Below are 13,459 nucleotides of genomic sequence, written 5' to 3'. Positions count from 1 at the left end.
GAAGAGGTAACGAATGATGGAACTCGACGAGCGCAAGCTCGATCCTGCCGTGGCCCTTGCCTCGCTGGATGAAACGGCGCCACGGGAACCGCACCGCCTGTTTGCTCTCAAGCAGGGCGACTGTTTCGTCGTTGCGGACGCCTACGGCGAAATCAGGGGTGCCGGCGACGGCTTCTTTCGCGACGATACGCGCGTCCTTTCCGAATTCCGCCTGACCGTGGGCGGCAGGCAGATGTCGCTGCTCGGCGCTTCGCTCAGCCAGGACAATGTGCTGTTCACCAGCAACCTGACCAACCTGCCGATACAGAGTGCTGTCGGCCGCGACATTCCGCAGGGCGCGATCCATATCGAGCGCGTCAGGCTGATCTGGCAGGACAGGCTGTTCGAACGGATCACGCTTTCCAACTACAGCCGCGAGCATTCGACAATCACCGTCTCGCTGCATTTCGCCGCCGATTTCCGCGACATGTTCGAGGTGCGCGGCTCGACACGGCAGAAGCGCGGAACGGTCCACGTCGCCAGGACCGACAAGGCGTCGGTGCTGCTCGGCTATGACGGTCTCGACGGCTTGCCGCGCCAGTCGGCGGTCTCCTTCTCGCAGGCTCCCGACCAGTTGAACAACAATCGCGCCGACTTCCTGGTCGCGGTCACCAAGCGCAGCAGCAAGGTGCTCTATGTCGAAGTCGGCCCCGAGGTCGCCGACACGCCCGGGCGTGACCGCTTCCGCGCCGCCGCTGCGCGCGCGCGTTTCGGCATGCGCGCCAAGCGCCGGCATGGCGCCACGGTGCGCAGTTCCGGCCGCGTCTTCAACGACTGGGTCGAGCGCGCCCGCGCCGATGTCGCACTGCTCACCACCGAGCTCGCGACCGGGCCGTACCCCTATGCCGGCATTCCGTGGTTCTCGACAGCCTTCGGCCGCGACGGCGTGATCTCGGGGCTGCAGATGCTATGGCTCAATCCCGGCCTTGCGCGCGGCGTGCTCGCCTTTCTCGCCGAGCATCAGGCGACGGAGACCTCGCCTTTCAGCGATTCCCAGCCAGGCAAGATCATGCACGAGACGCGCAAGGGCGAGATGGCGGCGCTGCGCGAGCTTCCCTTCGGCCGCTACTATGGTGGCGTCGACACGACCCCGCTCTACATTCATCTCGCCTGCGCCTATGCCGAACGCACCGGCGACATGGCCTTCATCGACACGCTCTGGCCATCGCTCAAGGCGGCGGCCGAATGGACGGAAGAGGCAAGCCGGGCGACCGGTTTCGTCACCTACCAGCGCGCGGCGGAATCCGGTCTCGCCAACCAGGGCTGGAAGGACAGTATCGACTCGGTCTTCCATGCCGACGGACGTATTCCCAAAGGGCCGATCGCTCTGGTCGAGGTGCAGGGCTATGTCTTTGCCGCCTACCGGGGCCTTGCCGCGCTGGCGCGCCGGCGCGGCGAGTTCGCCGAGGCCGAGCATTGGGAAAACCGCGCCGAGCAAATGCGGCTGGCCGTCGAGCGCGATTTCTGGATGGACGATCTTAACTTCTACGCCCTTGCCATCGACGGCGCGGGCGAACCCTGCAAGGTCCGCACCTCCAATGCCGGCCATCTGCTCTTTGTCGGCCTGCCGCAGCCGGAGCGCGCCAAGATGGTCGCCGACCAGCTGCTTTCGGCCTCTTTCCACTCCGGCTGGGGGCTGCGGACGCTCGCCGACGACGCGGTGTTCTTCAACCCGATGTCCTACCACAACGGTTCGATCTGGCCGCACGACACCGCGCTCTGCGGCGTCGGCCTGGCGCGCTATGGCGAACGCGAGAGCGTGGTTCGTCTGATGAGCGGCACTTTCGAGGCGGCCGTGCACTTCAACATGCGGCTGCCGGAACTGTTCTGCGGCTTTACCCGGGCGCCGGGCGAGGCGCCGATCGCCTATCCGGTCGCCTGCCTGCCGCAGGCCTGGTCGGCAGGCTCCGCCTTCATGCTGATGCAGGCCTGCCTCGGCCTGGAAATCGACGGCTGGGAAGGGGAGCTGCACGTCACGCGCCCAAGGCTGCCGATCGGCATCGACACGCTCACGCTCCGGCATTTGTCCGTCGGCGACAAATCCGTCGACCTTACCTTCCAGCGCGTCGGCGACCGGGTCGTTGCCTTCCTGTCCGACCGGCATGAGGGCATGGTGCCGCTCATCGTGCGAACATAGAGCGTTTCAGCGTTTCGCGGAAACGCCGAACCGCTCTATCTCTTTGTTTTGACGCAATTCCGGGCGGAAAACCGTTGCGCACTTTTCCTGGAGTTGCTCTCGAACAAAGGCCGGCAAGGTTACGTCCGGAAACCGAAAAATGTCGGAACCGATCGCAGCTTTGTGCGTTGCACACCCGTACCGGCCTACCGGTCCGCAGCCGGCAAGAACGAAAAACAAAATAGCGGACAGCCGGAGGCAACCTGGCATTCAATGACACAGTACGGCGTCGACCTCTCGTGGGTCCTTATCCTGGCGAGTCTCGGACTTTCCGCTCTCGCAATCTTCGTTTCAGTAGCCCGGCATCGTCATCAGCGTTCGAAAGGTGTGAAAACGTCCGCCTCGGGTGACGACGTCGCCCCGGAAGCCGCGCGCAAGGTGTTGCGTGAATTCGAGAAGAACGGGCAGTCGGTCGACGCGGCGCTGGTCAACTGGTCGCCGGAGACGCTGCGCAAGATCCTGGCCGAGGATCTGCCGGACGCCCAGGTCATCGTCGTTTCCAACCGCGAGCCCTATATCCACAACGAGGACAAGAACGGCGATGTCAAACTGGTCGTGCCGGCGAGCGGACTGGTCTCGGCGCTGGAGCCGATCACGCGCGCCTGCGCCGGCACATGGATCGCCTATGGCGGCGGCAGCGCAGATCACGTCGTGGTCGATGCGAACGACCGGGTGCAGGTGCCGCCTCGCAACCCCTCATACACGCTGCGCCGGGTCTGGCTGACCGAGGAGCAATATCAGGGCTACTATCTCGGCTTCGCCAATGAGGGCCTCTGGCCGCTCTGCCATATCGCCTTCACCCGTCCGATCTTCCGCGATTCCGACTGGGAGGCCTACGAGGCGGTCAACCGCAAATTCGCCGATACGGTGGTCGCCGAGGCGCGTAACGAGCGGCCGATAGTGCTGGTCCAGGACTACCACTTCGCGCTTTTGCCGCGCATGATCCGCGAGCGATTGCCCGAGGCGATCGTCATCACCTTCTGGCACATCCCATGGCCTAACTCGGAGGTGTTCAGCATCTGCCCGTGGCGCGAGCGCATCCTCGATGGTCTGCTCGGCAGCTCGATCATCGGGTTCCATACGCAGTTCCACGCCAACAACTTCACCGAAAGCGTCGACCGTTTCATGGAGAGCCGCATCGAACGGGCGGATGCCGCCATCTCCTTTGGCGGCCAGATGACGCTGGTGCACGCCTATCCGATCTCGATTGAGTGGCCGGTCGAACTTGTGAAGTCGCTGCCTGGCGTGGAGGAGTGCCGCACCCGCGTCCGCAAGCGGTTCAGGATTCCGGCCGATGCCAGGTTGTGCGTCGGCGTCGAGCGCCTCGACTACACCAAGGGTATTCTCGATCGCTTCCAGGCGCTGGAGGAACTGTTCAGCCGTCACCCCGAAATGATCGGCAAGGTGGTGTTTCTCCAGATCGCCGCACCCAGCCGGGGCACGCTGCCCGCCTACAAGCATTTGCATGATGAATGCCTGCGCTACGCCAGCGAGCTCAACGAACGCTTTGGCGATGAGACCTACCATCCTGTCGTGATGGTGGCCGAACATCATTCGCAGGCCGAGGTCTATGAATTCTATCGCGCGGCGGACATCTGCCTCGTCACCAGCCTGCATGACGGCATGAACCTGGTCGCCAAGGAATTCGTCGCCGCGCGCGACGACGAGCAGGGTGTGCTTTTGCTCAGCACCTTCGCCGGCGCATCGCGCGAGCTGCTGGAGGCGCTCATCGTCAACCCCTATGACGCGGCGATGATGAGCGAGATCATGCTGCAGGCTCTGACCATGGGGCCGGACGAACAGCGCGAACGCATGCGGCGCATGCGGGAAATCGTCCGCGACAACAATGTCTATCGCTGGGCCGGCAGCATGCTGCTCGACGCGGCGCGGCTGAGGAAGCGCGACGAGCTCGACCGGGTCACCGCATTGTCCGAACGCCCAGCAAACATCAACCGCGACAATGTCGTCTCCATATTCGAACGCAGACAGGCAGCCGGATACCGATGACTATCCAGACAGATTTGACGCCACGGCTTCCCGATGGCCGGTGGGCGCTCTTCCTCGACATCGACGGCACGTTGCTGGAGCACGCAGCGCATCCGGACAGCGTATCGGTCAGCCGGGAATTGCGCTCGCTGCTGGAGATCATCGAGCGCCGGCTGGATGGAGCGCTCGCCTTCATCACCGGCCGCTCGATCGCCGCCGTCGATCACCTGTTTGATCCCTTGAAGTTGCGGATCGCCGGCCTCTACGGGCTGGAGCACAGGCTGACACCCGACGGGCAAATCGAGGCTGCGGACGAGCCGGCGGATATGGCCGCGCTTGCCGACGAAATCGAGCTGGAACTGGCAAGCAAGGCCGTCTATGTCGAGCGCAAGGGTCCGGTCCTTGCCATTCACACGAGGGCGGCCCCGCACTTGCTGGCGCGGGCGACGGAAATGGTCGAGGCAGCACTTGCCCGCCTGCCGGAAGGCTATCGCGTGATCGCCGGCAATGCGGGTGTCGAACTGATGCCGCTGGAAGCCGCCAAGGGCGCGGCGATACGCCGTTTCATGCAGCTCGATCCGTTCACCGGCCGGCTCCCGGTATTCCTCGGCGACGACACTTCTGATGAAAACGGCTTCGACACCGTCAACGCCGCGGGCGGAATCTCGATCCGGGTGAAGCCGCAGGGCGAGACCGCGGCACGCTTCGCCATCGCAGACGTCGCCAGCGCGATTGCCTGGCTCGAGGCGAATTTCAGCGCGCCCGGCAAGCAAGGGAGCGGCGACGATCTCGTTGCCTGATGCTGGTGGCGGCCGCCAACCGGACTCCCACAGAGGATTCACTGCCGCAGGCCGGCGATCACGCGATGCACTAAAAACGGCCCCACGAGCGGGACCGTTTTTGCACGTAGCCGCGCCAGCCTCCTACTTGCTGCCGCCATTCTCCTTGACGCTGCTGCAGAACTCGGGATGAGAGTTGGCTGCATTGGCGTTCTTGGCCTCGTCTGCGCAGGCGGTCATCATCGCGGTCTGGTCGGCCGGCGACAGAGCTTTCCACGCCTTCGCGAAGTCGTCCTTGCTGACCATCGTTTTCATGCTTGAGTCGCTGTAGAAGGGCTGCATCTTGGCCGGATCGTCGAGCGCCGAAGTGCCGGTCTGCCCGGCGGCGAGAGCCGAGCCGGCGACGATCGAAAGCGCCATGGCGCCGAAGCAGATCATCTTGATGTTCACGTTATCAATCCTCCTGGCTTTCGATCGTAGAAGCAACGATCGGAAACCCAACGGAAGGTTCGGATGAAAGTTCCAGGTTCTTGCTGATCCACGCGAAAATATTGCCGCAGGGAACTGAAACCTCGCGTGATTTTTCTCATCTGTGTCTGCAGCGATAGCGCCCGAGCCAATCGTTACAGGATTTGCTGCCGCTGTCCTCAGTTCCTGTCGACAGGCTTGGAACGCATCCGCGACACGGTCTCGCGTTCGGCGCGCTTGGAGCGCATCGGCGGCAGGCCGCGATCGACGAGGTCCATGTCCTCCAGCACCATGTCGCCCATGCGCTTGAAGGCGACGTCGAGCGCGCCGGCCCGGTGGGCCGAGCGCAGGAAGCCGGGGAGGGAACGGACGGGATGGTCCTCGGCCAGCGGCTCTTCCGGAAAGACGTCGCTGGCGGCGACGATATGGCCGCTTCTCACCGCTTCCATCAGCGCCGGGAAATCGACGACGCCGGCGCGGCTGAGCAGGATGAAGGCGGCTCCCTTGCGCATCTTCGCGAAAGCGTCGGCGCCGAGGAAGCCCTGGTTCTCGCTGGTCACCGAAGCGACGACGAAGACGAAATCGCTGGTTGACAGCACTTCACCCAGTGAGGCCGGCTCGACGCCATTGTCGACAAGGATTGAGGGTGGCAGCCACGGGTCGAAGACCCTGGTGCGGGTGCGGAAGCCGGAGAGCAGGCGATTGAGCGCGCGACCGAGATCGCCGAAGCCGATGATGCCGACATCGGCGCCGGAGATAAGACGCGCCGTCTGGTTGCCGTCACCGCCCCAAAGCTCCTTGCCTTGCCGGAAGGCAAGGTCGGCGTCGACGATGTCGCGCGCCAGATTGAGCGCCATGGCGAGGCCAAGCTCGGCGACCGGCTCGGCGAAAACCAGACCAGTGGTGACGACGTGGATGCCGCGGGCAAACAGCGTCTCATAAGGCATGTTGTTGATCAGGTTGGTCTCGACGTTGAAGATGCAGCGCAGCGCCGTCATTTCTTGCAGCGTTTCCGGTGCGATGGGCGGCTGGCCGACGATGTAGCGCGCTTCAGCCAGCACATCCGGCGGCAACTTTGCGACGCCCTCGGGCGTTGTCTCGACAATGCGATATTTCGTGCGAAAAAGCGCCAGCTGCGGCGGCGTGAAGATCAGGTCGAGGGTGCGCGGTTCGGGTGCGCTGATCACCAGCGGCAAGGCTTTGTCGGACATGATCTCTCCTCCCGGCACGATTGGATCGCGCCAATCACATGTCTGTGTTTTACTCCTGATGAAACGATTTACACCAGCGAAAAATCGATTTATCGGTTATGTTGGAGAGGAGCAGGCGGTCGTCTGTTCTCGGGAGGAGATCAATGGCAGTTGAAACCCAGCAGCGGCGTCCGTCGATCCACGACGTGGCGAGCCATGCCGGCGTGTCAGCGGCCACTGTTTCCAAGGTGCTTTCCGGCGTCACCACGGTGAAGCCGGAAAACGCGCAGCGTGTCCTCGATGCCGTCGAGCTTCTGGGCTACCGCGTCGACCCGTTAGCCTCCGACATGCGGCGGGCCAAGCGCCGCATCATCGGCGCCATCATGCCGGAGTTCGAAAGCGAGTTCTTCGGCCAGATGGTCAGCGAGCTCGAGGGCCTCGCCGAGCAGCGCGGCTACACACTGGTCGCCGCCTCCAGCCGTGAATCGGAAGCGCGCGAAAAGGAGATCCTTGCCCGCATGCACGACTGGCGCGTCGCCGGCGTCGTGCTGGCGCCGGTGCGCAACGAGCACGGACCGGCGGCCGGTTTCATGAAGGCGAACGGCATGACCGGTGTGCTGATCGACCGCGTGCTTGCCGACGACGCCTTCGACACGGTTTCGGCCGACAGCGCGTCGGCAAGCGCCGAAGTGGCGCGCGCGCTTGTCGGCCAGGGTCATCGCCATATTCTGGTGGTTGGCCTCGGCCAGCAGGCGGCGACGGTGCGCGCCCGCCTTGAGGGATTCCGCAAAACCGCGCTTGAGCTTGCGCCGGACATCCGCATCGACGTTGTGCTTTCCGAAAGCGACGTCGAGCCTCTGCGGATGCTGCTTCGCGACTATTTCAGCAAGCGGGAAGAGGGGGGCGATCGGCCGACGGCAGTCTACTCGCTCTTCCTCAAGGGCACGCTGGTGGCGCTGTCGGAATTCCGGCGGCGCGGCTGGCATTGCCCCAACGACATCTCGCTGATCGGCTTCGACGACGCCGAATGGATGCAGGTGACGTGGCCGGCGATTGCCGCCGTGGTGCAGCCGGTGCGCGAGATCGCGGGCAACGCGATGGAGGTTTTGTTTCGCAGGATCGAAGGCGAGGGCGGCCCGCCGAGGGCACGGCTCGAACCTTGCAAAGTGCTGATGCGGGAATCCGTTGGCTCGCCAGGCGACGGCCCGCATTCCGGGGGAGGAGACCGACAATAGCCCCCGTTGTCGAGAACGGATTGCGCCACACCTGGCTTTGGCTCGTGACGCGTAACACTACAGGGAGGAAGACGTGACTGCATTCATTCCGAAGATAAATCGATTTACGCTTGCCTTGGGCGTTGCCCTGGCAATGTCGGCTATTGGCGTCGCCAAGGCCGAGGACGGTGAATACGGCGTGCTGATGAAGACCTTGGCCAATCCGTTCTGGGGCGCGATGGCGCAGGGTGTAGCGGACGGCGCCAAGGACGCCGGGGTGAAATATTTCCAGCAGGCGGCCGAAAGTGACCAGGCGGCCGAGCCGCAGCTAAACCTCTGCAATACGATGCTTGAGCGCAAGCCGGTGGCGATGATCACCGCGGCGATCAATTCGACCAACCTGCTTCCGTGCCTGAAGTCGGCCCAGGACGCCGGCATCAAGATCGTCGACCTCGACAACAACCTCGACCAGGCGGTCCTCGACAAGGAAGGCGTCAAGGTCACCTTCCACATCGGTTCCGACAATGTCGCGGCCGGCGCGCAAGGAGCGGAATACCTGGTCTCCAAGCTCGGCAAGGACGCCAAGGGACCGGTGCTGGTAATCGAGGGTCTTTCGGGCAACATCACCGGTGAGAAGCGCGCCAAGGGTTTTGCCGATAAGCTGAAGGAATTGGCGCCGGGACTCGAGATCGTCGCCTCGCTGCCGGGCGACTGGGATCGCGGCAAGGCGGCTTCGATCGCCACCGACACGCTGACCGCGCATCCCGATCTGGTTGCCATCTTCTGCGCCAATGACGGCATGGCGCTGGGGGCCGTGGAATCGGTCTACGCCGCCGGCAAGGGCCAACAGGTGACGATGATCGGCGTCGACGGCAATGTCGATGCGGTGAAGTCGATCAAGGAAGGCCGCCTCAACGCTTCCGTCGCGCAGCTTCCCTATCTGGTCGGCAAGCAGGCGGTCGAAAACGTCAAGAAGGCGCTGGCCGGCGAGAAGGTCGAGGAGAGCATCGCGGTGCCCACCCTGGTGCTGACCAAGGATGTGCTCGACGCCGGCAAGGAGCCGATGCTGCAATATGTGAAGTAGGAAGGGAAGGGAGTAGGGGAGTAAGGCAGTAGGGAAGTAGGGAAGTAGGGGAGCGATGGTTTGCACCCCTCCGAGTTCGTCCCGATTAGCTTATTTCCCTATTCCCCTACTGCCTTACTCCCTTATTCCCTTACCCGAAGGGTGAAAAAATATGGCTTCCGAAACGGCGCAGCCCGGTTTTTGGGCTCGGGTGCAGCGCGCATCCGTCGAACGGCTCCACATCAGGCTGGAGTCGCTGGTCGTGCTTCTGGCGCTGAGCGCGGCGATGGCGCTGCTGTCCCCCTTCTTCCTCTCGCTCAGCAATTTCCTCAACATCCTGCTCGCCACCTCGACGATCGGCGTGCTGGCGATCGCCGCAACCTTCGTCATCGGCTCGGGCGGGCTGGACCTTTCGCTCGGCTCGGTCATGGGGCTCGCCGGCGTTGCGGGCGCCTTCGTCGCGGTCAATCTAGGCTGGCCGTCGGTCTTCGCGGTGGTCGCCTGCATCCTCGCGGGCGCCATCGCCGGCAACATCAACGGCCAGCTCGTCACCCGCGCCTTCGTGCCGGCCTTCATCGTGACGCTCGGCATGCTGGGTCTCGCGCGCGGGTTGGCGCTCGTCATCTCGCAGGGCAGGGCGATCTACGGCCTGCCGTCCGAGATCGTCTATATCGGGCAAGGCAGGCCCCTCGGCATTCCGATGCCGGTGATCATCTTCGTGCTGACGGCGATCGTCGCGCATTGCGTGCTCGCCTATACGCGCTTCGGCCGCCACACGCTGGCGCTGGGGGATAGTGAGAGTGCTGCCCGCGCGGCCGGCATCCGCGTCGAGCATCACCGCCGCATCATCTACACGCTCTCCGGCGCGCTCGCCGGTCTCGCGGGTCTGCTCTTCACCGCCCGCGTCAATGCTGGTGATCCAACCGCCGGCATCAACTACGAGCTCACTGCGATCACAGCCGCGATCATTGGCGGCACCAACCTGTTCGGCGGCCGCGCCTCGATCCTCGGCACGATGATCGGCGCGCTGATCATGGGCGTGCTGCAGAACGGGCTGACGCTGCTTGCCGTGCAATCCTACTACCAGCAGATGGCGATCGGCGCGGTGCTGATCCTCGCGGTCTTCATCGACCAGTACCAGGTGCGGAAGGAGTCGCGCGTATGACGCTCCTTTCGCTCCACAACATCCGCAAGAGTTTTGGCGCGGTCGACGTGCTGCACGGCGTCGACCTGTCGGTCGCCGCCGGCGAGGTGGTCGGACTGGTCGGCGACAATGGCGCCGGCAAGTCGACGCTGATGAAGACCATCACCGGCATCTACCGCGCCGACACAGGCTCGATCGAGTTCGACGGCAAGGACATCCTTGCGCTCGACCCCGGCCAGCGGCGGCGCCTCGGCATCGAAATGATCTACCAGGACCTGTCCCTGGCCAAGCAGCAGGACGTGGCATCGAACATTTTCCTCGGTCGTGAGCCGACCAAGAAGGTATTCGGCCTGTTTCCCGGTTTCGTCGACAAGGCGGCGATGGACCGCGAAGCGACGCGGATGATCGAGCGGCTCGGCGCGCGCCTCCCGTCGATCAACCGTTCCGTCGGCTCCTTCTCCGGCGGCCAGCAGCAGACGGTTGCGATCGCCCGCGCACTCACCTTCAATCCGAAGCTCGTCATCATGGACGAGCCGACGGCGGCCCTTGCGGTGCGCGAGGTGCAGAGCGTGCTGGACCTCATCCGGCGGCTGAGATCGGAAGGCATCGCCGTCATCCTGATCTCGCACCGGCTGAACGACGTGCTGTCTGTCACCGACCGCATCGTCGTGCTGCGCCACGGCCGGGCCGACGCCGATCTCGTCACCAGCAAGACCAACATGAATGAAGTCGTCAGCCGCATCGTCGGCGGCGGCGATATCAGCGCCGCGGCGGCGCATGAGCAACGAGGCTGAGCTTATGAATACCTTTGGACTGCACACTTTCGCCATCGCCCCGGTCTGGGACCTGGCGCGCATCGAGCCGCAGATGGACCGGCTGAAGGAACTCGGCATCGGCCTGATGGAGATCCCGCTGCTGCGCCCTGAGGAGATCGACACCAAGCGCACGCGCGGCTTCGCCAACCACTACGGCGTGCAGTTGATCCCCTCTCTCGGCTTGCCGCGGGCGCTGGACGTGGTCGAGCGGCCGGAGGAAGCGCTCGACTTCCTGCAGCCGGCCTTCAAGGTCTGCAACGAGGTGGGCAGCGAGGCGCTTGGCGGCGTCACCTATGGCACGATCGGCAAGACCACCGGGCGGGCGCCGACGCAAAGGGAGATCGACGGCATGTGCCGCTTCCTCGAACGCGCGGCGAAGTCGGCGAAGTCGCGCAGCCTGAAGCTCGGCATCGAGCCTTGCAACCGCTACGAGACGCATCTCATGAACCGCGGCATCGACGCGGCGCGGATCATCGAACGGATCGGCGCCGACAACATCTTCATCCATCTCGACACCTACCACATGCATATCGAGGAAGAGAGCTTTGCAGCGGGCTTCGAAGCCGCGGCGCCCTTCCTCGGCTATGTGCATGTGTCGGAGGCCAATCGCGGCGTGCCGGGGCGCGGCATGCTCAACTGGGCGGCCTGCATGAAGGCGATCGCCGACATCGGCTATCAGGGCGCGATCACGCTCGAAAGCATGAACCATGTTGATGTGGACATCGCCGGCGGCCTCGCGGTCTGGCGCCCGGTGGCGGAAGACCCGCGCGATGTCATCGAGGTCGGCTTGCCCTTCCTGCGCGAGGAGGCGCGCAAGGCGGGTCTCACTCTCGGATAGCCGAACGCCCTACTTGCCGGCCTGGCGTGCTAGCCAGCGGCGGCGCGCCTCCTGCTGTTCGGCAAGCTCTGCCTCGTCCCAGTAGCCGATGAGCACGCCGGAACCGAGGATTGGGTCGAAATGCTCGATCTTGTCGCCGATCTCCGTCAGCCATTCGTCGGGGACGGTGATGCGATTGTTGGGCAACGCCAGCCAGCGCATGAGCGCTTTCCGTAGTCGCTCGATGTCGGCCGCCACCGACGGCTCCAGGCCGAGGTCGCGCAACTCGCCGGGATCGCTGTGCAAATCGAAGAACATCGGCTCCACACCTTCGCCGTGGACGAGTTTGGTGCGGCCGTCGGTGATCATGTAGAGCTTGCAGTCCGGAACCGGCATGGCGAGCCTCAGCCGCGCGGCGTCGCCGCTGTAGTCGTATTCGCTGACGGCAAAATTGCGCAGACTCTTCCGTTCGGCGGAAAGCAAGGGCAGGAGCGAGCGGCCTTCGAGGATGTGCGGCTTGGCCTTGCCACCAAAATAGTCGAGGAAGGTGGGTGCAAGATCGATCATCTCGACCAGCGCGTCGGATGTCGTTCCGCGCGTGGCATCGGCCTCGGGACGCGGGTCATAGACGATCATCGGCACCTTCACCGCGACGTCGTGGAACAGGTATTTTTCGCCCAGCCAATGGTCGCCGAGATAGTCGCCATGGTCCGAGGTGAAGACGATAAGCGTGTTCTCGAACAGGCCCCACTTTTCCATGAAGTCGAACAGGTGGCCGAGCTGATCGTCGATCTGCTTGATGAGTCCCATGTAGCAGGGGACGACCGTCTCGCGGACCTCGTCGCGCGAGAAGTTCTTCGAGTAGCGCTCCTGCTGGAAGGCTTCGAAGATAGGATTCGGTGAGACGCGCTCTGCCTCGCTGCGGATCGGCGGCTGGATGTCCGCCTTGCCGTACATGTCGTGGTAGGGCGCCGGCACGATATAGGGCCAGTGCGGCTTGATGTAGGAAAGATGCGCGCACCAGGCTTCGCCCTTGGCCTCGGCCTCCTCGATGAAGCGCATGGCGCGTCGCGTCATGTAGGGTGTTTCGGAATGCTCCTCGGGGATGCGCGCCGGCTTGTCGGCATGGACAAGCAGCCAACCGTTGAAATTCTCGCCGTTCTCGCCTTCGCCGGAATTCGCCCAATGCTCCCAGGGATTGTCGGCATCGAAGCCTTGTTCGCGCAGATAGCTGTCGTAAGCCGGATCGGGGTCGTAGCTGGTCGAAGGATGCAGGCCGTCGTCACGCTCGAACGGCTCGAAGCCGCATTCGGCGACGCGCACGCCGATAATCGAATCCCTGGCGATGCCGAGCCGCGCCATACCTTCCTCGTCGGCTCGCATGTGCGCCTTGCCAATGAGTGCGCAGCGCACGCCGACTTCGCGCAGGTGATCGCCCAGCGTCGGCTCGCCGACCCTGAGCGGCACGCCGTTATGCGTCGAGCCGTGGGAGCGGACATAGCGGCCGGTGTAGGCGCTCATGCGCGAGGGGCCGCACACCGTCGACTGCACATAAGCGTTGGTGAAACGCACGCCGCGGTCGGCGAGCCGGTCGATGTTCGGCGTGGTTAAACTCTTATGTCCGGCGCAGCCCAGATAGTCGAACCGCAACTGGTCGCACATGATGAAAAGCACGTTTCGTTTTGAGGTCATTGCCGTCCGTCGGAGTGATTTCCGAAGGGATGGTAATGGCAGAATAGCCGAGGCTTTTCCACTCAACGCAACAATG

At 64.0% G+C, this 13,459-nt stretch carries 11 protein-coding genes; 8 read left to right on the top strand and 3 right to left on the bottom strand.

Annotated features, from left to right (window positions below):
- Positions 1–13: 13 nt before the first annotated feature.
- From EN853_RS16505 to otsB, 3 genes are all read left to right on the top strand, one after another.
- Entirely contained in the window at positions 14–2,176 is a 2,163-nt protein-coding gene (locus tag EN853_RS16505) for an amylo-alpha-1,6-glucosidase (RefSeq protein WP_127860874.1), read from the top strand.
- Between the two features lie 252 nt (positions 2,177–2,428).
- Positions 2,429–4,222, top strand: a complete 1,794-nt coding sequence (locus EN853_RS16495) for a trehalose-6-phosphate synthase (RefSeq protein WP_127860876.1) — start codon at positions 2,429–2,431, stop codon at positions 4,220–4,222.
- Positions 4,219–5,001, top strand: coding sequence for a trehalose-phosphatase (gene otsB / locus EN853_RS16490; RefSeq protein ID WP_127860877.1), 783 nt, complete (start codon positions 4,219–4,221; stop codon positions 4,999–5,001). Before EN853_RS16495 ends, otsB begins: the two co-directional genes overlap by 4 nt.
- Positions 5,002–5,124: 123 nt before the next feature.
- Here otsB and EN853_RS16485 read toward each other — a convergent pair whose 3' ends face one another.
- A complete protein-coding gene (locus tag EN853_RS16485) occupies positions 5,125–5,430 on the bottom strand; it encodes a hypothetical protein (RefSeq protein WP_127860878.1) in 306 nt (101 codons plus the stop codon).
- A 197-nt stretch (positions 5,431–5,627) separates the two neighbouring features.
- Positions 5,628–6,659, bottom strand: a complete 1,032-nt coding sequence (locus EN853_RS16480; protein WP_127860879.1) for a hydroxyacid dehydrogenase — start codon at positions 6,657–6,659, stop codon at positions 5,628–5,630.
- A gap of 143 nt (positions 6,660–6,802) precedes the next feature.
- On the opposite strand from EN853_RS16480, the gene EN853_RS16475 reads away from it, so the two are divergent.
- From EN853_RS16475 to EN853_RS16455, 5 genes are all read left to right on the top strand, one after another.
- Positions 6,803–7,873 carry a LacI family DNA-binding transcriptional regulator gene (locus EN853_RS16475; RefSeq protein WP_127860880.1) on the top strand — a complete coding sequence of 357 codons (1,071 nt, stop codon included), beginning with the start codon at positions 6,803–6,805 and terminating at the stop codon, positions 7,871–7,873.
- A gap of 73 nt (positions 7,874–7,946) precedes the next feature.
- A complete protein-coding gene (locus EN853_RS16470) occupies positions 7,947–8,936 on the top strand; it encodes a substrate-binding domain-containing protein (protein ID WP_210234796.1) in 990 nt (329 codons plus the stop codon).
- A gap of 151 nt (positions 8,937–9,087) precedes the next feature.
- Positions 9,088–10,080: an ABC transporter permease gene (locus tag EN853_RS16465; protein ID WP_127860881.1), complete on the top strand. Its 993-nt coding sequence runs from the start codon at positions 9,088–9,090 to the stop codon at positions 10,078–10,080.
- A complete protein-coding gene (locus EN853_RS16460) occupies positions 10,077–10,853 on the top strand; it encodes an ATP-binding cassette domain-containing protein (protein ID WP_127860882.1) in 777 nt (258 codons plus the stop codon). The genes EN853_RS16465 and EN853_RS16460 overlap by 4 nt, the downstream gene beginning before the upstream one ends.
- A gap of 4 nt (positions 10,854–10,857) precedes the next feature.
- Positions 10,858–11,712 carry a sugar phosphate isomerase/epimerase family protein gene (locus EN853_RS16455; protein ID WP_127860883.1) on the top strand — a complete coding sequence of 285 codons (855 nt, stop codon included), beginning with the start codon at positions 10,858–10,860 and terminating at the stop codon, positions 11,710–11,712.
- A gap of 9 nt (positions 11,713–11,721) precedes the next feature.
- On the opposite strand, the gene EN853_RS16450 is transcribed toward EN853_RS16455, so the two are convergent.
- Positions 11,722–13,383 carry a sulfatase-like hydrolase/transferase gene (locus EN853_RS16450; protein WP_127860884.1) on the bottom strand — a complete coding sequence of 554 codons (1,662 nt, stop codon included), beginning with the start codon at positions 13,381–13,383 and terminating at the stop codon, positions 11,722–11,724.
- Between the last annotated feature and the right edge of the window lie 76 nt (positions 13,384–13,459).

Source organism: Mesorhizobium sp. M1C.F.Ca.ET.210.01.1.1, assembly GCF_004791585.1.
Lineage (GTDB): Bacteria > Pseudomonadota > Alphaproteobacteria > Rhizobiales > Rhizobiaceae > Mesorhizobium.
This window is presented reverse-complemented; position numbering and strand designations above follow the sequence as displayed.

Excerpts from the sequence above, each read along its gene's own strand:
- EN853_RS16505 (WP_127860874.1), top strand. The coding sequence starts at position 14 with ATGATGGAACTCGACGAGCGCAAGCTCGATCCTGCCGTGGCCCTTGCC.
- EN853_RS16495 (WP_127860876.1), top strand. The coding sequence starts at position 2,429 with ATGACACAGTACGGCGTCGACCTCTCGTGGGTCCTTATCCTGGCGAGT.
- otsB (WP_127860877.1), top strand. The coding sequence starts at position 4,219 with ATGACTATCCAGACAGATTTGACGCCACGGCTTCCCGATGGCCGGTGG.
- EN853_RS16480 (WP_127860879.1), bottom strand. The coding sequence starts at position 6,659 with ATGTCCGACAAAGCCTTGCCGCTGGTGATCAGCGCACCCGAACCGCGC.
- EN853_RS16475 (WP_127860880.1), top strand. The coding sequence starts at position 6,803 with ATGGCAGTTGAAACCCAGCAGCGGCGTCCGTCGATCCACGACGTGGCG.
- EN853_RS16465 (WP_127860881.1), top strand. The coding sequence starts at position 9,088 with ATGGCTTCCGAAACGGCGCAGCCCGGTTTTTGGGCTCGGGTGCAGCGC.
- EN853_RS16460 (WP_127860882.1), top strand. The coding sequence starts at position 10,077 with ATGACGCTCCTTTCGCTCCACAACATCCGCAAGAGTTTTGGCGCGGTC.
- EN853_RS16455 (WP_127860883.1), top strand. The coding sequence starts at position 10,858 with ATGAATACCTTTGGACTGCACACTTTCGCCATCGCCCCGGTCTGGGAC.
- EN853_RS16450 (WP_127860884.1), bottom strand. The coding sequence starts at position 13,383 with ATGACCTCAAAACGAAACGTGCTTTTCATCATGTGCGACCAGTTGCGG.